A 20605-nucleotide genomic window follows, 5' to 3' on the forward strand; every position below is an offset into this window, starting at 1 on the left:
AGTCTGGCTTGCTGGAAGGGTCTCACTATTCGGGGGAATATGGGAGGTTGTTATTGTCCAGCCAATGCGTCAAAAAATGGGACACTGCTTCATTACGGCAGTGACCGATAACCGGCAGATGGGGAAGTTCTGCTTTCAGCTGCGCCATCGCATTCCCCATGATCAGACCGCGACCTACGCTACCCAGCATTTCGCGGTCGTTCATGGCGTCACCGAACGCCATACACTCCTGCAGCGTTAAGCCCAGGTGGTCGCTCAGCACCGCCAGAGCGGAACCTTTGTTACAGCCCACCGGCAGCACTTCCAGGCAATCCACCGCCGAGAAGGTCAGGTGCGCCCGGTCGTCCAGCGCCTCATTCAGTTGGATCCGTAAGCGACAGAGATCGTCGTGATCGCCGCAGAAGCAGATCTTGGTCACCGCATGGGCGGGGATCCGACGCAGATCGATAAGCTGGTATTTAAAACCGCTATACACATGCGCGTGCAATAATTCCGGGATGTCGCTTCCGGTAAACCAGCCCCGATCGTTAAAGACGTGGATGCTGGCCTGCGTGTCCCAGGTACTGTGCAGCACGATATCCGCCACTTCCGGGTTGAGATCCTGTCGGTACAGCACATCGCCTTCTACAGAGTGAATTCGCGTCCCGTTACCGGTGATCAGAAAGGCATCGAGGGCAAACGCGCCCAGCAAATGGCGCATTTCCAGAACATGGCGCCCGGTGGCAAACGTCAGGGTGACATTACGCTCGTGCAGGCGCTTCAGCGTGTTCAGGGTTTTCTCCCCTAAACGGTGATCCGGCATTAACAGCGTACCGTCCATATCAAATGCAGCGAGCCGAGCCATGATTACTCCCGAAATGTGATGCGGTTAACTTGTGCATCAGTATCGTGTGAGATATACGGAAGTAATAGTGAATAGATGAAAATTATTGTTCCGGGTTTCTTATGCGCCAGCTTAACCGTCTTAACCAGTATCAACGCCTGTGGCAACCTTCCGCTGGCGCGCCGCAGCAGGTAACCGTAAATGAACTTGCCAGCCGCTGCTTTTGTAGCGAGCGACATGTCCGTACTCTGCTGCGTCAGGCCCAGGAGGCGGGCTGGCTGACCTGGCGCGCGCAATCCGGGCGTGGAAGGCGCGGTGCGCTGACGTTTCACGTCACTCCGGAATCACTGCGCAACACGATGATGGAAGAAGCGCTAAAAAGCGGGCAGCAGCATAACGCCCTCGAGCTGGCGCAGCTTGCTCCCGAAGATTTGCGTGCGCTGCTGCACCCGTTTTTGGGTGGGCAGTGGCAAAACGACACGCCGACGCTGCGCATCCCCTACTACCGCTCACTGGAGCCGCTTCAGCCGGGCTTTTTACCGGGTCGGGCAGAGCAGCATCTGGCAGGGCAAGTCTTCTCAGGTTTGACGCGATTTCACGGCAACAGCAGTGAGCCTACGGGCGATCTGGCGCATCACTGGGATGTGTCGGATGATGGCCTGCGCTGGCATTTCTACATTCGCTCCACGCTGCACTGGCATAACGGCGATAAAATTGAAACGGCGCATCTCCAGCGGAGCCTGACCGCGCTGTTGACGCTTCCCGCCCTGCGCACCCTGTTTCAGAGCGTCCTCTGTATCGAAACAACGCATCCGCAGTGCCTGACGTTTACGCTGCATCATCCGGACTACTGGCTGCCGCACAGGCTGGCAACCTACTGTAGCCGTCTGGCGCATCCCGACCATTCGACGATTGGCAGCGGCCCCTTTCGGCTGGTCGCCTTTGAACCCGACCTGGTTCGTCTGGAAAGCCATGAGCAGTACCACCTGAGCCATCCGCTGCTCAAAGCCATCGAATACTGGATCACACCCCAGCTTTTTGATCACAGGTTGGGTACCAGCTGCCGTCACCCGGTGCAAATCGCGATTGGTGAGGCCGACGAGCTGGAAAGTCTGCGGCTGGTAAGCAGCAGCACCAGCCTGGGGTTCTGTTACCTCACGCTAAAACAGAGCGCACGCCTGAGTGAGAACCAGGCAAAGCGGCTGATTAATATCATTCATCACTCCAGGCTTCTCCACACGCTTCCGCTAAACGAAGGGCTCATCACCCCCACCGGGGAACTGCTTCCCGGCTGGACAATCCCCGAATGGACTGATTTAACCGATGTTGCCCTGCCTGAAGCACTGACGCTGGTTTACCATCTTCCCGTTGAGCTTCACACCATGGCCAGCCAGTTGAAGACGTACCTGGCGCTACAGGGTTGTGAGCTGACCGTCATCTTTCATGACGCCAAGACGTGGGACGGATGCCAGCAGCTTGCCGAAGCAGACATCATGATGGGCGACAGGCTGATTGGCGAAGCGCCAGCGTATACGCTTGAGCAGTGGCTGCGCTGCGATACGCTTTGGCCACACGTGTTAAGCGCACCGGCGTACGCCCATTTGCAAGCCACGCTGGATGCGGTACAGACTCAGGCCGAAGCTCGGGATCGGCACGCGGGCCTGAAGGCCATTTTTAGCCGATTAATGGAAAATGCTGTGCTGACGCCGCTCTTTAATTATCAGTATCAGATCAGCGCGCCGCCGGGCGTGAATGGGATTCGCCTCAACACCCGCGGCTGGTTTGATTTTACCGAAGCCTGGCTGCCCGCCCCCAAATCGTGAAGAAGCTGGTCGCCGCCACAGGCAGACGGTAACATAACGTTTTTACCGTAACAGTCGAGATGATTTATGAAACGTGCCGTCGTCGTGTTCAGCGGAGGACAAGACTCTACTACCTGCCTGGTCCAGGCTCTTCATCAGTACGATGAGGTTCACTGTGTCACTTTCGATTATGGTCAGCGACATCGCGCTGAGATCGACGTTGCCCGTGAACTGGCCCTGAAACTGGGGGCACGCGCGCATAAGGTGCTGGACGTTACGCTGTTAAATGAACTGGCCGTGAGTAGCCTCACCCGGGACAGTATTCCCGTCCCGGACTACGAACCCGATGCCAGCGGCATTCCGAATACCTTCGTGCCGGGCCGCAATATTCTGTTCCTCACCCTGACGGCAATTTATGCCTACCAGGTAAAAGCCGAAGCGGTGATCACGGGCGTGTGTGAAACAGACTTCTCCGGCTACCCGGACTGTCGTGATGAGTTCGTGAAGGCGTTAAATCACGCCGTCAATCTGGGGATGGCGAAAGAGACGCGCTTTGAAACCCCGCTGATGTGGCTGGATAAAGCCGAAACCTGGGCGCTGGCCGACTACTGGGGCAAGCTGGACCTGGTTCGCAGCGAAACCCTCACCTGCTACAACGGGATTAAAGGCGACGGTTGCGGCCAGTGCGCCGCCTGTAATCTGCGCGCTAACGGGCTGAACCACTATCTTGCCGATAAAGCCGGCGTCATGGCCGCAATGCAGAAAAAAACCGGGCTTAAATAGGGTGACCTGACCGTGCTGTCGCATAACAGGTGTCGACAGCACGGGTAAGCCTGAACCTGTGTTACACGATCATTAGTTCCAGCTTTTCGCGCAATTCCCCTTCCAGCGGCAGCGCTTTCTGCGTTTTCAGATCGATACAGACAAAGGTGATCAACGCATCAGCCACCACCTGCCCTTCGGGATCGAGCGTCACCACCTGGCTTAACACGCCGCTTTTGCCATTGATCTGCTGCACCTGGCTGGTCACCGTGAGCACATCGCCCAACACGGCAGGGCGACGGTAGTTGATATTAATATTGACGACCACGAACGCGATGTTGTGCGCGGTCATCCACTGAAAGCTTTCGCTGTTTTCCAGCCCGTCCCAGCGCGCTTCCTCAAGAAACTCCAGGTAGCGGGCATTGTTCACATGCTGGTAAACGTCGAGGTGAAAACCGCGTACTTTTATTTTTGTCTGCATAGCGCAATAGCCTTTACTGTTATTGTAGGATGAGAGGTCATAACTGGTATGACCTCTTTATCCTGGCAAAATTTTGCCGCTGTGCAAGTAATTGTGAGATTACAACGTCAGGTGTGCGAGGTTGCGCTCAACCAGCGCGCTCCCCATGCCCGGAACCTGCTTGAGATCGTCGACCGTTTTGAAAGGACCATACTCTTCACGATAGCTTACGATGGCCTGCGCTTTTTTCAGCCCGACGCCATTCATCACGCGGGCCAGCTCTTCCGCAGAGGCCGAATTGATGCTGACTCGCGTACCGTCATCATCCACGTTTTTACCAACGTCAGCCGCTTTGGTTTGCCCCTGCCCCGGCGCTGCGGTGTCGTTTTTACTCTGTACCGCCTGTGGTTTAGCGGCAGGTGTCGCTGCCAGTGCGCCCGCGTTCAGCCCGGTGGTGGCAATAGCCAGCGTAATTAACAGTGCTTTGATTCCACATTTCATGCTGTTATCTCCTTGTTTGTAGACAGCCACGTCACGATAGCCGCCCGATAAAAGAGGCACAAACAGCAGAGTGCAGAAATGGAAAAGGCCGCGAAAGCGGCCTTTAATTATTGCAGAGCGTTGCGAAAATCTGCGAGCAGATACGTAATTATTGCTGCTGAGTAATGATATCGCCCAGCTTAATTTTGGCCTCTTTACGCAAGTTGCTCATCATGGCTTCGAAGGCAATCTGGGCATTGTTCTGGGTAATCCCCTGGACCATCGCCTTCTTCTGCGCGTCTGGCAGAGTGCCGGCTTTCACTTCATCCAGCGCCAGCAGAACGACGTTACCCTGCATATCGGTAGTGATGCCGAAGCTTGGCTTGTCTTTCGCCGGCAGAGTCAGGCCAAACGCGGCCTGGCTGATAGGGTCCTGACCAGTACGGCTCAGCGTTTTCGCTTCACCGAAGCTCAGGCCAGCCGCTTTCAGCGCGTCCTGTTTACCCGCTTTCAGATCGGCCAGAATCTTCTCAGCATCCAGTTTCGCCTGCTGTTCCGCTTTGTTGTGCTTAACCTGAGCGACGACCTGATCCTTCACTTCCGCCAGCGGTTTGACCGCTTCTGGCTTGTGCTCGCTGACGCGCAACACAAACGCACGATCGCCATCGACGGTGATGATGTCTGAGTTACTGCCCGGCGTGCCGTTCTCACCAACCAGACCACCGTTGAAGATGGCATCAGAAACCGGTTTGAAGTTCAGCTCTTCCGGCAGGTTGTCACGACCAAACCAGCCCGTCTCAACCGCTTTCACCCCAGCCGCCTGCTCGGCACCCGCCAGAGATTCGTTGTCGTTGCTGGCAGCATCACTCACTTTCTGCTGCAGCGCATAGTAGGCATCCAGCGCTTTTTCCTGCTTCACTTTTGCCGCGATATCGTCACGAACCTCAGCCAGCGGCTTGGTTTTCGCCGCGGTGATGTCATCCAGACGCACGACCAGGAAACCTACGGAGGATTTAATGACGCCAGACAGTTGGCCTTTCTCTTTCAGACCCGCATTTTTCAGCTCGTCCGGCGTGGTCGCGTCTTCCAGCCAGCCCATATCGCCGCCGTTTTTCGCAGAGATAATGTCGGTGGATTTCGCTTTCGCGACGGTCGCAAAATCAGCGCCTTTGTTCAGCTCATCCAGTACCGCTTTGGCATCCGCCTCGGTTTTGGTCTGAATCACGCTGTAGCGGTTACGCTGCGGCTGTGTGAACTGATCCTGATGCTGGTCGTAGTAAGACTGGATTTCCGCGTCAGACGCGCTTTCCTGCAGCGCAGCCGCATCCAGCTTGATGTAGCTCACGCGGAACTGTTCAGGAGAAACAAAGGTATTCTTGTTCTGCTCGTACCAGGCGTTAATGTCAGCGTCGCTCACCTGCTGTTTCGCCGCCAGGGCGTTAACATCAATGGTCGCTTCACGTACAACGCGCTGCTGCGCCACCAGCGCAGCCAGTTCATCCGTTTCGCCTTTGAGCATGAAATCGGTGCCAACAACGGCATTGATGAGCTGCTGGGTGGTCAGTTGGTTACGCAGCGCCTGCGCGTACTGATCGGCCGTCATCCCCATCTGGTTGACGATGCTGTTGTAACGCGCGTTGTCGAATTTACCGTTAGACTGGAAGGCTTGCGTGGAGAAGATGGCTTTTTTCACCTGCTCATCGCTAATGCCAAGGCCGAGTTTTTTGGCATACTGATCCAGCAGCGCTTCGTCGATAAGACGGTTCAGCGTCTGCTGACGCAGGGTCTTCATATACCCTTCGTTTGCTGCCAGTTCAGAGAATTGGTCGCCCAGCTGTTGCTGCATACGGTTACGTTCACCGGCAAAAGCATTCTCGAACTGGCCGCGGCTGATCTCCTGGCCATTCACTTTTGCGGCATAGTTCGCGCCACCGCCAATAAGGTAACTGCTCACGCCGGTCAATATGAACGACACGATAATGATACCGAAAATAATCTTGAGCACGAGACTGTTAGCAGCCGTGCGTAAGCTGTCCATCATGGTGTAACAACACTCCGCTGTAGGTGACTGGTTACCTGACGCTGACGGAAAATCCTGCCCGTCGCGCGTAAAGTCGTATTGTGACAAGAAAACGGGGCGATTGTCAGCCCACAACTCGCATAAACTCGCACAAATCAGGTCTGGACAAACAAAAAAGGCACATCAAAAGATGCGCCCTTGTACTATCCGGCTTCCCTGAAACGGGAAAGCAATCAGTTTACTGCGTCTTTCAGCGCTTTACCTGCACGGAAACCCGGCACTTTAGCGGCAGCAATGGTGATCTCTTTACCGGTCTGAGGGTTGCGGCCAGTACGGGCAGCACGCTCTTTAACAGCAAAAGTACCGAAGCCTACCAGTGCAACGTCGTCCCCAGCCTGCAGAGATTCAGTAACAGAAGCAATTAATGCATCTAACGCACGTCCAGCTGCAGCTTTAGAAATATCAGCACCAGCAGCAATTTTGTCAATCAGTTGAGATTTATTCACTGTTCTCTTCCTCTCTTTATAATTTATATCGCGCCTGAATCCTTCACAACGCGACCGCGCAGCAGTTATATCAGGCCTGCCATGACCTTACAACACCCGTTGTTGATGGCTGACCTAATCAGCAATCTAAATTAGCTATACAAAAAAAGGCTGGCAAGTGCGAAATGACTTACCAGCCTTGTTTTTATTGACGCTCTTTGCGCGAGGTCACTATTTTGCGGTTACAACCTGCATTCCGGACGGTTCATTCTGCAATGCGAGACTAAGTACTTCCTCAATCCGCTTAACAGGATGGATCTGCAGGTCGGCAATCACGTTGTCCGGAATCTCTTCCAGATCGCGTTTGTTTTCGTAAGGGATCAATACGGTTTTGATCCCACCACGATGCGCCGCCAGCAGTTTTTCTTTTAAGCCACCGATTGGCAGAACCTGACCGCGCAGGGTAATTTCACCGGTCATTGCCACATCAGCACGCACCGGGTTACCTGTCAGGCAAGAAACCAGAGCGGTACACATGGCAATACCCGCGCTTGGACCATCTTTCGGCGTCGCCCCTTCAGGTACGTGTACGTGGATGTCGCGTTTTTCGTAGAAATCCGGGTTGATACCCAGTTTCTCCGCGCGCGCGCGCACCACGGTCAGCGCCGCCTGAATGGACTCCTGCATCACTTCACCCAGCGAGCCGGTATAGGTCAGCTTGCCTTTACCCGGTACACAGGCGGTTTCGATGGTCAGCAGATCGCCGCCCACTTCCGTCCATGCCAGACCGGTCACCTGGCCAACGCGGTTTTCGTTGTCCGCACGACCGTAGTCGAAACGCTGAACGCCGAGATAGGCATGCAGGTTATCACCATTAATCGTGATGTGTTTCAGGCTCTTATCCAGCAGCAGCTGTTTCACCGCCTTACGGCACAGTTTAGAGATTTCACGCTCAAGGCTACGCACGCCCGCTTCACGGGTATAGTAGCGGATGATGCCAATAATCGCGCTGTCCTCGACGGTCAGCTCGTTGGCTTTCAGCGCGTTACGCTCAATCTGTTTCGGCAGCAGGTGCTGTTTCGCGATGTTCAGCTTCTCGTCTTCGGTATAGCCGGAGAGACGGATCACTTCCATACGGTCCAGCAGCGGCGCCGGAATGTTCATGGAGTTCGACGTCGCCACGAACATCACGTCGCTCAGGTCGTAGTCCACTTCCAGGTAGTGATCGCTGAACGCCACGTTCTGTTCTGGATCAAGCACTTCCAGCAGCGCCGAGGCCGGATCGCCACGCATGTCCGAGGACATTTTGTCGATCTCATCGAGCAGGAACAGCGGGTTTTTAACGCCCACTTTCGCCATCTTCTGGATCAGTTTACCCGGCATAGAACCGATGTAGGTACGGCGGTGACCGCGGATTTCCGCTTCATCGCGTACGCCGCCCAGCGCCATACGGATATACTTACGTCCGGTCGCTTTAGCGATGGACTGGCCCAGAGAGGTTTTACCCACCCCCGGCGGTCCTACCAGGCACAGAATCGGGCCTTTAATTTTATTCACACGGCTCTGTACCGCAAGGTACTCAAGAATGCGGTCTTTCACACGTTCCAGGCCGTAGTGGTCGGTATCCAGGATTTCCTGTGCCTGACGCAGGTCTTTTTTGACCTTGCTGCGGGCGTTCCAAGGAACCTGCACCATCCACTCAATGTAGCCGCGTACGACGGTCGCTTCAGCCGACATCGGAGACATCATTTTCAGCTTCTGCAGTTCTGCTTCCGCTTTCTCTTTCGCCTCTTTCGGCATCTTCGCCGCGTCGATCTTACGCTTCAGCGCTTCGTTTTCGTCCGGCGCATCGTCCATCTCGCCCAGCTCTTTCTGAATGGCCTTCATTTGCTCATTCAGATAGTACTCACGCTGAGATTTCTCCATCTGCTTTTTCACGCGGTTGCGAATACGCTTCTCAACCTGCAGCAGATCGATTTCGGACTCCATCATCGCCATCAGGTATTCCAGACGTTCGTTAACGTCGGACATTTCCAGCACGGACTGTTTGTCAGCCAGCTTCAGCGGCATATGGGCAGCGATGGTGTCCGCCAGACGTGCAGGATCGTCGATGCTGTTCAGCGACGTCAGCACTTCTGGTGGGATTTTCTTGTTCAGCTTGATATAGCCTTCAAACTGGCTAATCGCGGTGCGAACCAGCACTTCCTGTTCGCGCTCATCAAGTTCAGGCGAATCAAGGTACTCTGCCTTCGCAGAGAAGTGTTCGCCGTCGTCTGACAGAGTGGTAATACGCGCACGCTGCAGGCCTTCTACCAGCACCTTCACGGTGCCGTCAGGCAGCTTCAGCATCTGCAAAATAGAGGCCACGGTCCCGACGGTGAAAAGATCGTTTACACCCGGCTCATCCGTTGATGCTTCTTTCTGCGCCACCAGCATGATTTTTTTATCATGATCCATAGCGGCTTCGAGGCAACGGATAGATTTTTCCCGCCCTACAAATAAGGGTATGACCATGTGCGGATAAACCACCACATCGCGCAACGGCAATACGGGGATTTCAATGCGTTCAGAACGCTCAGGATTCATAGAGCTCTCTCTTAGTTAGTGTCCGCCAGGTAAGCTGGTCATGTCACTGTGCTTCACATAACCATTAACATGTATCCAGTATATGGGGATGTTTCCCACACATTCAACGCTATGAATACGGAAAAAGTAAAGGGGAGATAAAATCCCCCCTTTTTGATTAACTGCTTGTATGATTTGGTGAATTATTCGCCAGATGCCTGCTGGGCTTCCGGTTTACCGTAAATCAGCAGCGGCTTGGTTTGACCGCTGATGACCGACTCGTCAATCACCACTTTCTCAACGTCTTCCATCGACGGCAGATCGTACATGGTGTCGAGCAGTGCCGCTTCAACGATAGAACGCAGGCCACGCGCGCCGGTTTTGCGGCTCATTGCTTTTTTGGCAATCGCATCCAGCGCTTCGTCGCGGAATTCCAGATCAACCCCTTCCAGATTGAACAGCGCCTGATACTGCTTGGTCAGCGCATTTTTCGGCTCTTTCAGGATCTGGATCAGCGCCTCTTCACTCAGCTCATTCAGCGTAGCCACAACCGGCAGACGACCGATGAATTCAGGGATCAGACCGAATTTGATCAGATCTTCTGGTTCAACCTGTGCCAGGAGTTCGCCTTCGTTCGGTTTTTCGGATGTGGATTTCACCGTTGCGCCAAAACCAATGCCGGAGCCGGTTTCAACACGGTGGGAGATGACTTTATCCAGACCAGCAAATGCACCGCCACAGATGAACAGGATCTTGGAGGTATCAACCTGCAGGAACTCCTGCTGCGGATGTTTACGACCACCCTGTGGCGGAACGGCGGCAACCGTACCTTCGATCAGCTTCAGCAGTGCCTGCTGTACGCCTTCACCCGATACGTCACGAGTGATGGACGGGTTGTCGGATTTACGGGAGATCTTGTCGATCTCATCGATGTAAACAATCCCGCGCTGGGCTTTCTGTACGTCGTAATCGCACTTCTGCAGCAGTTTCTGGATGATGTTTTCGACGTCCTCACCCACGTAACCGGCTTCGGTCAGGGTGGTGGCATCCGCCATGGTGAACGGAACATCAAGCAGACGCGCCAGGGTTTCAGCCAGCAGCGTTTTACCGGAACCGGTTGGGCCGATGAGCAGAATGTTACTTTTACCCAGTTCCACGCCATTGCTGGTATCGCCGTTACGCAGGCGTTTGTAGTGGTTATAGACCGCTACCGCCAGCACTTTCTTGGCCTGCTCCTGGCCGATGACGTAGTCGTCAAGGTGATGACGAATTTCATGCGGCGTTGGCAGCGCGCTGCGCTCACGGTGCGGTGCGACTTCTTTAATCTCTTCGCGAATGATGTCGTTACATAAATCGACGCATTCGTCGCAGATATACACGGACGGCCCGGCAATCAGTTTACGCACTTCATGCTGGCTTTTGCCGCAAAAAGAGCAGTACAGCAGTTTGCCCGAACCATCTTTGCGTTTATCTGTCATGAGTCCAAACCTCTTTTTAAGTTCTTTGTGCCGCACATGACGACGCAAATGCCATTCTAAGACGCAAGCTGCATCAAGCAGCGTGCCGCCCTACCTTAGTATAGCGGCACACTCGCGTCGCGGGCATCAATTACGATGGGTCAACACGGAGTCGACTAAGCCGTACTCAACTGCCTCTGAAGCAGAGAGGAAGCGATCGCGCTCGGTATCGCGCTCGATCTGCTCGAGAGGTTGACCCGTATGCTGCGCCATAAGTTCATTCATGCGCGCTTTTACTTTCAGGATTTCGCGGGCGTGGATTTCGATATCCGTCGCCTGCCCCTGGTAACCGCCCAGCGGCTGGTGAATCATCACGCGGGAATTCGGCAAGCAGAATCGCTTACCCTTCGCCCCTGCAGTTAACAGGAACGCGCCCATAGATGCGGCCTGACCCATACAGATCGTGCTGACATCCGGTTTGATGAATTGCATGGTGTCATAAATGGACATCCCTGCGGTAATCACGCCACCCGGGGAGTTAATGTACAGGTAAATGTCTTTTTCCGGGTTTTCCGCTTCCAGAAACAGCATCTGCGCCACGATCAGGTTAGCCATGTGGTCTTCCACCTGGCCGGTCAGAAAGATAACGCGTTCCTTGAGCAGACGGGAATAGATATCAAAAGAACGCTCACCACGTGAGGTCTGTTCAATAACCATTGGCACCAGAGCCATATGGGGTGCAAAGTTATCTCGTTCGCCACTGTATGACATTTCCGTCTCCTGGATCAAAATTGAAAACACCTGCTGTACTGATTGTAACCTTACGGACGGATTATCAGCCAGTCTCATTCATCATGATTACGTACTTATGGGGTTCACAGTGCCCTATTTCAAGCATAACAACCTTTTGTTGTTACGCTAACACCGAAAGGGCGTTTTAGCACTCTTCCTGGGCTCTGGCTGCGATAAAAAAAACCCGCTGCCGCAAGGCAACGGGTTTTCTGTTCAAACTTTAAACCGTTGGGGCGAAATTACGCCTGCTGGTTCATCAGTTCGTTGAAAGAGGTCGCTTTTTCGGTCACTTTCGCTTTCGCCAGTACCGCTTCAACAGCCTGCTCTTCCAGGGCAACGTTGCGCATGTTGTCCATCAGCTCTTTGTTCTTACCGTAGAACTCGATCACTTCTGATGGATCTTCGTATGCAGAAGCCATCTCTTCGATCAGGCCTTTCACACGCTCTTCGTCAGCTTTCAGCTCGTGGGTACGAATCACTTCGCCCAGCAGCAGGCCAACCACAACGCGGCGTTTTGCCTGCTCTTCGAACAGCTCGCGCGGCAGTTCCATCGCTTGCTGCTGGTTGCCACCGAAACGCTGTGCAGCCTGACGGCGCAGAACGTCGATTTCGCTGTCGATCAGTGCAGCAGGAACGTCGATTTCGTTGGCTTTCACCAGACCTTCGATCGCCTGAGACTTCACGCGGTTACGCACAGCACCGTTCAGCTCGCGCTCCATGTTTTTACGCACTTCGGTACGCAGGCCAGCAACAGAACCGTCTTCTACGCCGAAACGTTTGATGAACTCTTCAGTCAGTTCTGGCAGTTCGCGCTCTTCCACTTTCTTCAGGTTGATGACGAACTTCGCTGCTTTACCTTTCAGGTTTTCAGCGTGGTACTCTTCCGGGAAGGTCACGTCGATGGTGAACTCTTCGCCAGCCTTGTGGCCTTTGATACCGTCTTCGAAGCCTGGGATCATACGACCCTGGCCCATTGCCAGTACGAAGTCAGACGCTTTGCCGCCTTCGAACTCTTCGCCGTCTACAGAACCGGTGAAGTCGATGGTTACGCGGTCTTCCGCGTCAACAGCGCCTTCTTTCTCTTTCCAGTTCGCCTGCTGCTTACGCAGGGTGTCCAGCATGCCGTCAACGTCTTCGTCAGTCACGGAGACAATCGGTTTTTCAACTTCGATAGATTCCAGACCTTTCAGCTCAACTTCCGGATACACTTCAAACTCTACGGAGTAGGTGAAGTCTTCGCCCAGTTTGTATTCGCCTGGAACGTAGTTTGGCGCACCGGCCGGATTGATTTTTTCTTTGATGATCGCATCGATAAAGTTGCGGCTCATCAGTTCACCCAGCACATCCTGACGCACGGAAGCGCCATAACGCTGAGCAACAACATTCATTGGTACTTTGCCCTTACGGAAGCCGTCAATACGTACTTTTTTTGCTACGTTGACCAGCTCGCTTTTCACAGCAGTTTCGATGCTGTCAGCAGCGATAGTAATCGTTACACGGCGGCCAAGGCCTTGAGTGGTTTCAACTGAAACTTGCATCTTGTTACCTCAAAAAAATCACAGTGCTCGGTCAACTCTGAATCTGTCTGTTATACCGGGATGCTCTCTTAGTGCAGATTCACATTCCCTGTCGCCAGAATCATCCCGAAGACATTCAATAAGACGCGGCATTATAGCGGCATCACTTAGGTGAGTCGAGAACGGTTGGGGCATGTTGCTGCGGCTTTTTTCACACTTTAAGGCTATTTTTAGCCTTAAAATCGCACCATCCGCTCAAAACTCAGACAAAACAAAACGGCCCGAAGGCCGTTTTGAGGAAATCTGTAAGCAACATACTGGAAAAGCTCCAGCCGTTGCAAATCCGATTTATCAGGCGATAGTGCCTGCACCGCGACAGGGCGGCGATGCGAAAACCGTATCCTGCAAGCCTTCCCATTCCTTAATGGTATAGGTATGCAGTGCCAGCGCATGCACGGTCGTGGAGAGCTCTTCCGTCAAGGTGCTGTAGATCAAGCGATGTCGGTTCAGGAAACGTTCTCCCGTGAAGCGATCGCTAACCAGAACCACTTTAAAGTGGCTTTCAGAACCTGCCGGTACGTTATGACGATAGCTTTCGTCGACGACTTCGAGGAACACAGGGTTGAACGCTGCCCTTAATTTATCTTCTATATGCTCACGTATCATCATGAAATTACTCCTCCGACAACGCCAGGATGTCACCCATCCCTTTAAATATTAGCCGCTTTTACCGTTTCCATTACACATTGACAACAAATATTTAGCTTTCGTCCGATTTTCTCATTCAAACGAATGAAGTTAACTGTGAGGCTCATACCTTTTATCATCCATGAAAGGAGAAAATGAGTGAGCTGGTCAGTTTTCAGACAAGACGATGAATTTACATGCGTTGACCACTTCCCCTGACCGTTGGCGATGTTATGATGGCGGCAATTTTTCTCTCTATTATGCTTACGATTCGTGAGAACTTAAAAATGTTAAAAAAACTCTTCTTTCCATTGGTAGCCCTTTTTATGCTGGCAGGCTGTGCTACCCCGCCTACCACCATTGATGTCTCACCAAAAATCACCCTGCCTCAGCAGGACCCAAGCCTGATGGGCGTCACCGTGAGCATTAACGGTGCCGATCAGCGTCAGGATCAGGCGCTGGCAAAAGTGACCCGCGATAACCAGCAGGTGACGCTCACCGCGTCACGTGACCTGCGCTTCCTGCTGCAGGAAGTGCTGGAGAAACAAATGACCGCTCGCGGCTATATGATCGGCCCAAGCGGTGCGGTTGATCTGCAGATCATCGTCAACAACCTGTACGCTGACGTGTCACAGGGCAACGTGCGCTACAACATCGCCACCAAAGCGGATATCGCCATCATTGCCACCGCGAAGAATGGCAACAAGATGACCAAAAACTACCGCGCGAGCTACTCTGTTGAAGGTGCGTTCCAGGCATCCAACCAGAACATTGCTAACGCCGTTAACAGCGTGCTGACCGATACCATCGCCGATATGGCGCAGGACACCAGCATCCACGACTTTATCAAGCAGAACGCACGTTAATCCTGCTCACTGACCCGGTGTAACACCGGGTCAGTCTTATAAGAACATGTCCAGCCATTACTTACGCATTTTCCAGCAACCGAAATCAGCGATTCTGCTGATCCTCGGCTTTGCCTCGGGTTTACCCCTCGCGCTCACCTCCGGCACGCTTCAGGCGTGGATGACGGTCGAGAACATCGATCTCAAAACCATTGGTTTCTTCTCGCTTGTCGGTCAGGCCTATGTCTTCAAGTTCCTGTGGTCGCCGGTGATGGATCGCTATACGCCGCCGTTCCTCGGGCGTCGCCGCGGCTGGCTGGTGATGACGCAGGTCCTGCTGCTGCTGGCCATCGCGGCGATGGGGTTTCTTGAGCCCACCACGCAGCTGCGCTGGATGGCCGCGCTTGCGGTGGTGATTGCCTTCTGTTCCGCCTCTCAGGATATCGTGTTCGACGCCTGGAAGACGGACGTGTTACCTGCGGAAGAACGCGGTGCCGGTGCGGCCATCAGCGTGCTGGGCTATCGCCTCGGGATGCTGGTCTCTGGCGGGCTGGCGCTGTGGCTGGCCGACCGTTACCTCGGCTGGCAGGGCATGTACTGGCTGATGGCCGCCCTGCTTATCCCCTGCATTATCGCCACGCTCTTTGCCCCCGAACCGAGCGACGTTATTCCGGTTCCCCGCTCGCTGGAGCAGGCCGTGGCGGAACCGCTGCGCGACTTCTTTGGCCGCAACAACGCCTGGCTGATCCTGCTGCTGATCGTCCTTTATAAGCTTGGCGACGCCTTTGCCATGAGCCTGACCACCACCTTCCTGATCCGCGGTGTCGGTTTTGACGCTGGTGAAGTGGGGGTAGTGAATAAAACGCTGGGGCTGTTTGCGACCATTGTCGGGGCACTTTACGGTGGCGTGCTGATGCAGCGCCTGACGCTGTTCCGCGCACTGCTGATCTTCGGCATTCTTCAGGGCGCCTCTAACTCGGGCTACTGGCTGCTGTCGATTACTGACAAACATATGATCAGCATGGCCGCTGCGGTGTTCTTCGAAAATCTCTGCGGCGGTATGGGGACAGCAGCCTTTGTCGCCCTGCTGATGACCCTGTGCAACAAATCATTTTCCGCCACGCAGTTCGCGCTGCTCTCGGCGCTCTCTGCCGTTGGCCGCGTTTACGTAGGTCCGATTGCCGGCTGGTTTGTGGAAGCCCACGGTTGGCCAACGTTTTATCTTTTCTCCGTCGTGGCTGCCGTGCCGGGGATTTTATTGTTGCTGGTCTGTCGCCAGACGCTGGAATATACCCAGCGGACCGAACACTTTATGCCACGAACGGAATATCACCGCGCCTACCGTTTTGCGTTACGTCTGTTAATGATGGGCTGCGTTGCGCTGGCACTCTGGCTTATCGTGCTCATTATTAATGCCAGCACACCACTGGCGCTCCCGTTTGAGGCCCTTCTGCTGGACGCCGGAGCCCTGCTGGCCATCGTTGGGATCCTGACGGGCGGTCTGCTCGATTTCATGGCGTTGCGTAAAACGCAGCTGACCTGAAGAAAAATGCGAAAGGTTATTTCCCGTTGTAATCACCAACCGAAATTATAACGGTGAAATAGCCACCATCGACTAAAAAAAATATTTGTTGTTTTGTGCGGGATAGGATTTGGAAATTATTGGCTCTGGTTCCAAAACGCTATTTTTCATTAAACGATTCAGCATGCGATAGTTTGATTTTTCGTTTTTTAGATGTCTTTTTATTGATAATTAATTGTTAATTTTTTGTTTATTTTTAACAATGGTTATACCAATTGTCCCTTTTAGGGTATGCTTGGGGGTCCTTTCGTTATAAAGCCCATCTCATGCGGCTTCGGTCATAAAAACCGACATAATTTGCAACACTTGTGACACGTGCGGCAGAACCCGGTAACACCTTCCTGACACAGGCCTAATGATGTTTACAGTAATGTAACCTTCCCGTAAAATGCCCGCACACTTTAAACGCCACCAGACTCCCGTGGAATTGAGGTCGTTAAATGAGACTCAGGAAATACAATAAAAGTTTGGGATGGTTGTCATTATTCGCAGGCACTGTATTACTCAGTGGCTGTGATTCTGCACTACTAGACCCCAAAGGACAGATTGGACTGGAACAACGTTCACTGATATTGACGGCTTTTGGCCTGATGTTGATTGTGGTTATTCCAGCCATTTTGATGGCTGTTGGTTTCGCCTGGAAGTATCGTGCGAGCAATAAAGATGCGAAGTATAGCCCGAACTGGTCACACTCCAACAAAGTGGAAGCTGTGGTCTGGACGGTACCTATCCTGATCATCCTGTTCCTTGCCGTACTGACCTGGAAAACCACTCACGCACTTGAGCCAAGCAAGCCGCTGGTTCACGATGAAAAACCGATTACCATTGAAGTGGTCTCCATGGACTGGAAATGGTTCTTCATCTATCCAGAGCAGGGCATTGCCACCGTGAATGAAATCGCCTTCCCGGCGAACACTCCGGTTCAGTTCAAAGTGACCTCCAACTCCGTAATGAACTCCTTCTTCATCCCGCGTCTGGGTAGCCAGATTTACGCGATGGCCGGTATGCAGACTAACCTGCATCTGATCGCGAATGAAGCAGGCACCTACGATGGTATCTCCGCCAGCTATAGCGGCCCGGGCTTCTCAGGTATGAAGTTCAAAGCTATTGCAACGCCAGACCGTGCCGCTTTCGACCAGTGGGTTGAAAAAGCGAAACAGTCTCCAAACACCATGTCTGACATGGCGGCGTTCGAAAAAGTGGCTGCACCCAGCGAATACAACAAGGTGGAGTACTTCTCTAACGTGAAGCCTGATTTGTTCAAAGACGTTATTGGCAAATTTATGGATCACGGCAAGAGCATGGACATGACCCAGCCAGAAGGCGAGCACAGCGCGCACGAAGGTATGGAAGGCATGGACATGAGCCACGCGGAAACCGCTCACTAAGGGGCCGAGGAAGAAAATGTTCGGAAAATTGACACTGGATGCAGTGCCCTACCATGAACCGATTATCATGGTTACGGTGGCTGCAATTATCATCGGTGGCGCGGCCTTAGTTGGCCTGATCACTTACTTCGGTAAGTGGAGCTACCTGTGGAATGAGTGGCTGACTTCGGTTGACCACAAAAAACTCGGTATCATGTACTGCATCGTCGGTATCGTCATGTTAATTCGTGGCTTTGCGGATGCGATCATGATGCGTAGCCAGCAGGCGCTCGCGTCTGCGGGTGAAGCCGGCTTCCTGCCACCGCACCACTACGATCAGATCTTTACCGCCCACGGCGTTATCATGATCTTCTTCGTGGCGATGCCGCTGGTTATCGGTCTGATGAACGTGGTCGTTCCGCTGCAAATCGGCGCGCGCGACGTTGCGTTCCCGTTCCTGAACAACCTGAGCTTCTGGTTCACCGTTGTCGGCGTTATTCTGGTTAACCTGTCACTGGGTGTGGGCGAATTCGCGCAGACCGGCTGGCTGGCTTACCCACCGCTGTCAGGAATTGAGTACAGCCCGGGCGTTGGCGTCGACTACTGGATTTGGGCGCTTCAGCTCTCCGGTGTCGGTACGACCCTGACCGGTATCAACTTCTTCGTGACCATTATCAAGATGCGTGCCCCTGGCATGACCATGTTCAAGATGCCGGTATTTACCTGGGCATCTCTGTGCGCCAACATCCTGATTATTGCGTCCTTCCCAATTCTGACTGTTACCATCGCGCTGCTGACCCTGGACCGCTACCTGGGCACCCATTTCTTCACGAACGATATGGGTGGCAACATGATGATGTACATCAACCTGATTTGGGCATGGGGTCACCCGGAAGTTTACATCCTGGTTCTGCCTGTATTCGGTGTGTTCTCCGAAATCGCGGCAACCTTCTCGCGTAAACGTCTGTTTGGTTACACCTCTCTGGTGTGGGCAACCGTGTGTATTACCGTTCTGTCGTTCATCGTTTGGCTGCACCACTTCTTCACCATGGGTGCGGGCGCGAACGTAAACGCCTTCTTCGGTATTACCACCATGATTATCGCCATCCCGACCGGGGTGAAGATCTTCAACTGGCTGTTCACCATGTATCAGGGCCGTATCGTGTTCCACTCAGCAATGCTGTGGACCATCGGCTTCATCGTGACCTTCTCCGTAGGTGGGATGACCGGCGTACTGCTGGCGGTACCGGGTGCTGACTTCGTTCTGCACAACAGCCTGTTCCTGATTGCGCACTTCCATAACGTTATCATCGGTGGCGTGGTCTTCGGCTGCTTCGCTGGCGTAACCTACTGGTGGCCAAAAGCGTTCGGCTTCACGCTGAACGAAAAATGGGGTAAACGCGCGTTCTGGTTCTGGATCATCGGCTTCTTCGTCGCCTTTATGCCGCTGTACGTGCTGGGCTTCATGGGTATGACCCGTCGTCTGAGCCAGCAGATTGATCCGCAGTTCCACCCAATGCTGATGGTTGCAGCGGGCGGTGCCGTGCTGATTGCCTGTGGTATCGCGTCTCAGCTGATTCAGTTCTACGTGTCTATTCGCGACCGCGACCAGAACCGTGACCTGACCGGTGACCCATGGGGTGGCCGTACGCTGGAGTGGGCGACCTCTTCTCCACCGCCTTTCTATAACTTTGCCATCGTGCCTCAGGTTCATGAACGTGACGCATTCTGGGAAATGAAAGAAAAAGGTGAAGCGTACAAGCAACCTGCTCATTACGAAGAGATCCATATGCCGAAAAACAGCGGTGCGGGCATTGTCATTGCCGCCTTCGCAACGGTATTTGGTTTCGCAATGATCTGGCACATCTGGTGGATGGCGATTGTTGGCTTTGCTGGCATCGTAATCAGCTGGATTGTGAAGAGCTTTGACGAGGACGTGGACTACTACGTACCAGTCCGTGAAGTTGAAAAGCTGGAAAATCAGCATTTCGACGAGATTTCTAAAGCGGGGCTGAAAAATGGCAACTGATACTCTGGCGCACTCAACTGCCCACGCGCATGAACATGCGCACCACGATACAGGACCGACCAAAGTCTTCGGTTTCTGGATCTACCTGATGAGCGACTGCATTCTGTTCTGCTGTCTGTTCGCGACCTATGCCGTTCTGGTGAACGGCACAGCGGGCGGCCCGACCGGCAAGGACATCTTTGAACTGCCGTTCGTTCTGGTTGAAACCGCACTGCTGTTATTCAGCTCCATCACCTACGGCATGGCGGCTATCGCCATGTACAAAAACAACAAGAGCCAGGTTGTCTCCTGGCTGGCGTTGACCTGGTTGTTTGGTGCTGGATTTATCGGGATGGAAATCTATGAATTCCATCACCTGATCATGGAAGGCTTCGGCCCGGATCGCAGTGGCTTCCTGTCCGCGTTCTTCGCGCTGGTTGGCACCCACGGTCTGCACGTGACCTCCGGTCTGATCTGGATGGCAGTACTGATGTTCCAGATCTCCCGTCGCGGCCTGACCAGTACTAACCGTACCCGTATCCTGTGCCTGAGCCTGTTCTGGCACTTCCTGGACGTGGTGTGGATCTGTGTGTTCTCTGTTGTCTATCTGATGGGGGCGATGTAATGAGTCATTCTAACGATCATGGCGCTTCCCACGGCAGCGTAAAAACCTACATGACAGGTTTCATCCTGTCGATCATCCTGACGGTGATCCCGTTCTGGATGGTGATGAGCGGTTCTGCGTCTAAGCCGGTTATCCTGGGTGCAATCCTGGTGACCGCGGTGATTCAGATTCTGGTGCATCTGGTTTGCTTCCTGCACATGAACACCAAGTCCGATGAAGGCTGGAACATGACCGCCTTTATCTTTACCGTGATTATCATCGCTATCCTGGTAGTCGGTTCCATCTGGATTATGTGGAACCTCAACTACAACATGATGGTTCACTAAGA

18 protein-coding genes are annotated in these 20605 nt (G+C 53.6%); 8 read left to right on the forward strand and 10 right to left on the reverse strand.

Annotated elements, in window-relative coordinates; translation table 11 throughout:
- Positions 1-25 precede the first annotated feature (25 nt).
- Positions 26-844, reverse strand: coding sequence for an HMP-PP phosphatase (cof, locus tag N6P30_RS11370; RefSeq protein ID WP_023293159.1), 819 nt, complete (start codon positions 842-844; stop codon positions 26-28).
- A 101-nt stretch (positions 845-945) separates the two neighbouring features.
- On the opposite strand from cof, the gene N6P30_RS11375 reads away from it, so the two are divergent.
- Together N6P30_RS11375 and queC are read left to right on the forward strand one after the other, a co-directional pair.
- A complete protein-coding gene (locus tag N6P30_RS11375) occupies positions 946-2646 on the forward strand; it encodes an SgrR family transcriptional regulator (RefSeq protein ID WP_023293160.1) in 1701 nt (566 codons plus the stop codon).
- Between the two features lie 66 nt (positions 2647-2712).
- Positions 2713-3408, forward strand: coding sequence for a 7-cyano-7-deazaguanine synthase QueC (gene queC, locus N6P30_RS11380; RefSeq protein WP_008503311.1), 696 nt, complete (start codon positions 2713-2715; stop codon positions 3406-3408).
- Between the two features lie 61 nt (positions 3409-3469).
- Here queC and N6P30_RS11385 read toward each other — a convergent pair whose 3' ends face one another.
- From N6P30_RS11385 to bolA, 9 genes are all read right to left on the reverse strand, one after another.
- Positions 3470-3868 carry a YbgC/FadM family acyl-CoA thioesterase gene (locus N6P30_RS11385; protein WP_021241651.1) on the reverse strand — a complete coding sequence of 133 codons (399 nt, stop codon included), beginning with the start codon at positions 3866-3868 and terminating at the stop codon, positions 3470-3472.
- A 99-nt stretch (positions 3869-3967) separates the two neighbouring features.
- Complete coding sequence (locus N6P30_RS11390; RefSeq protein ID WP_023293161.1) at positions 3968-4348, reverse strand: helix-hairpin-helix domain-containing protein; 381 nt, start codon at positions 4346-4348, stop codon at positions 3968-3970.
- Between the two features lie 148 nt (positions 4349-4496).
- Positions 4497-6368, reverse strand: coding sequence for a peptidylprolyl isomerase (gene ppiD, locus N6P30_RS11395; RefSeq protein WP_023293162.1), 1872 nt, complete (start codon positions 6366-6368; stop codon positions 4497-4499).
- A 212-nt stretch (positions 6369-6580) separates the two neighbouring features.
- Positions 6581-6853 (reverse strand): nucleoid-associated protein HU-beta, encoded by a 273-nt coding sequence (hupB, locus tag N6P30_RS11400; RefSeq protein ID WP_002444653.1) that lies wholly within the window; start codon positions 6851-6853, stop codon positions 6581-6583.
- Positions 6854-7063: 210 nt separating this feature from the next.
- Positions 7064-9418: an endopeptidase La gene (lon, locus tag N6P30_RS11405; protein ID WP_008503315.1), complete on the reverse strand. Its 2355-nt coding sequence runs from the start codon at positions 9416-9418 to the stop codon at positions 7064-7066.
- A 182-nt stretch (positions 9419-9600) separates the two neighbouring features.
- Positions 9601-10875: an ATP-dependent protease ATP-binding subunit ClpX gene (gene clpX / locus N6P30_RS11410; RefSeq protein WP_008503316.1), complete on the reverse strand. Its 1275-nt coding sequence runs from the start codon at positions 10873-10875 to the stop codon at positions 9601-9603.
- A 126-nt stretch (positions 10876-11001) separates the two neighbouring features.
- Positions 11002-11625, reverse strand: a complete 624-nt coding sequence (clpP, locus tag N6P30_RS11415; RefSeq protein WP_008503317.1) for an ATP-dependent Clp endopeptidase proteolytic subunit ClpP — start codon at positions 11623-11625, stop codon at positions 11002-11004.
- A 260-nt stretch (positions 11626-11885) separates the two neighbouring features.
- Positions 11886-13184, reverse strand: coding sequence for a trigger factor (gene tig, locus N6P30_RS11420; RefSeq protein ID WP_008503318.1), 1299 nt, complete (start codon positions 13182-13184; stop codon positions 11886-11888).
- A 330-nt stretch (positions 13185-13514) separates the two neighbouring features.
- On the reverse strand, positions 13515-13832 hold the full coding sequence (gene bolA / locus N6P30_RS11425; RefSeq protein ID WP_021241655.1) for a transcriptional regulator BolA: 318 nt from the start codon (positions 13830-13832) through the stop codon (positions 13515-13517).
- Between the two features lie 305 nt (positions 13833-14137).
- On the opposite strand from bolA, the gene N6P30_RS11430 reads away from it, so the two are divergent.
- From N6P30_RS11430 to N6P30_RS11455, 6 genes are all read left to right on the forward strand, one after another.
- Positions 14138-14716: a lipoprotein gene (locus N6P30_RS11430; RefSeq protein ID WP_023310568.1), complete on the forward strand. Its 579-nt coding sequence runs from the start codon at positions 14138-14140 to the stop codon at positions 14714-14716.
- Between the two features lie 46 nt (positions 14717-14762).
- Complete coding sequence (gene ampG / locus N6P30_RS11435) at positions 14763-16238, forward strand: muropeptide MFS transporter AmpG (protein ID WP_023293163.1); 1476 nt, start codon at positions 14763-14765, stop codon at positions 16236-16238.
- A 479-nt stretch (positions 16239-16717) separates the two neighbouring features.
- Positions 16718-17665, forward strand: a complete 948-nt coding sequence (cyoA, locus tag N6P30_RS11440; RefSeq protein ID WP_008503322.1) for a cytochrome o ubiquinol oxidase subunit II — start codon at positions 16718-16720, stop codon at positions 17663-17665.
- Positions 17666-17681: 16 nt separating this feature from the next.
- Entirely contained in the window at positions 17682-19673 is a 1992-nt protein-coding gene (gene cyoB, locus N6P30_RS11445; RefSeq protein ID WP_008503323.1) for a cytochrome o ubiquinol oxidase subunit I, read from the forward strand.
- Entirely contained in the window at positions 19663-20277 is a 615-nt protein-coding gene (locus N6P30_RS11450; protein ID WP_008503324.1) for a cytochrome o ubiquinol oxidase subunit III, read from the forward strand. Before cyoB ends, N6P30_RS11450 begins: the two co-directional genes overlap by 11 nt.
- Complete coding sequence (locus N6P30_RS11455; protein ID WP_006176899.1) at positions 20277-20603, forward strand: cytochrome o ubiquinol oxidase subunit IV; 327 nt, start codon at positions 20277-20279, stop codon at positions 20601-20603. The genes N6P30_RS11450 and N6P30_RS11455 overlap by 1 nt, the downstream gene beginning before the upstream one ends.
- Positions 20604-20605 lie beyond the last annotated feature (2 nt).

The organism is Enterobacter sp. PL1, assembly GCF_945957325.1.
GTDB lineage: Bacteria > Pseudomonadota > Gammaproteobacteria > Enterobacterales > Enterobacteriaceae > Enterobacter > Enterobacter roggenkampii.

Excerpts from the sequence above, each read along its gene's own strand:
- cof (WP_023293159.1), bottom strand. The coding sequence starts at position 844 with ATGGCTCGGCTCGCTGCATTTGATATGGACGGTACGCTGTTAATGCCG.
- N6P30_RS11375 (WP_023293160.1), top strand. The coding sequence starts at position 946 with ATGCGCCAGCTTAACCGTCTTAACCAGTATCAACGCCTGTGGCAACCT.
- queC (WP_008503311.1), top strand. The coding sequence starts at position 2,713 with ATGAAACGTGCCGTCGTCGTGTTCAGCGGAGGACAAGACTCTACTACC.
- N6P30_RS11385 (WP_021241651.1), bottom strand. The coding sequence starts at position 3,868 with ATGCAGACAAAAATAAAAGTACGCGGTTTTCACCTCGACGTTTACCAG.
- N6P30_RS11390 (WP_023293161.1), bottom strand. The coding sequence starts at position 4,348 with ATGAAATGTGGAATCAAAGCACTGTTAATTACGCTGGCTATTGCCACC.
- ppiD (WP_023293162.1), bottom strand. The coding sequence starts at position 6,368 with ATGATGGACAGCTTACGCACGGCTGCTAACAGTCTCGTGCTCAAGATT.
- lon (WP_008503315.1), bottom strand. The coding sequence starts at position 9,418 with ATGAATCCTGAGCGTTCTGAACGCATTGAAATCCCCGTATTGCCGTTG.
- clpX (WP_008503316.1), bottom strand. The coding sequence starts at position 10,875 with ATGACAGATAAACGCAAAGATGGTTCGGGCAAACTGCTGTACTGCTCT.
- clpP (WP_008503317.1), bottom strand. The coding sequence starts at position 11,625 with ATGTCATACAGTGGCGAACGAGATAACTTTGCACCCCATATGGCTCTG.
- tig (WP_008503318.1), bottom strand. The coding sequence starts at position 13,184 with ATGCAAGTTTCAGTTGAAACCACTCAAGGCCTTGGCCGCCGTGTAACG.
- bolA (WP_021241655.1), bottom strand. The coding sequence starts at position 13,832 with ATGATGATACGTGAGCATATAGAAGATAAATTAAGGGCAGCGTTCAAC.
- N6P30_RS11430 (WP_023310568.1), top strand. The coding sequence starts at position 14,138 with ATGTTAAAAAAACTCTTCTTTCCATTGGTAGCCCTTTTTATGCTGGCA.
- ampG (WP_023293163.1), top strand. The coding sequence starts at position 14,763 with ATGTCCAGCCATTACTTACGCATTTTCCAGCAACCGAAATCAGCGATT.
- cyoA (WP_008503322.1), top strand. The coding sequence starts at position 16,718 with ATGAGACTCAGGAAATACAATAAAAGTTTGGGATGGTTGTCATTATTC.
- cyoB (WP_008503323.1), top strand. The coding sequence starts at position 17,682 with ATGTTCGGAAAATTGACACTGGATGCAGTGCCCTACCATGAACCGATT.
- N6P30_RS11450 (WP_008503324.1), top strand. The coding sequence starts at position 19,663 with ATGGCAACTGATACTCTGGCGCACTCAACTGCCCACGCGCATGAACAT.
- N6P30_RS11455 (WP_006176899.1), top strand. The coding sequence starts at position 20,277 with ATGAGTCATTCTAACGATCATGGCGCTTCCCACGGCAGCGTAAAAACC.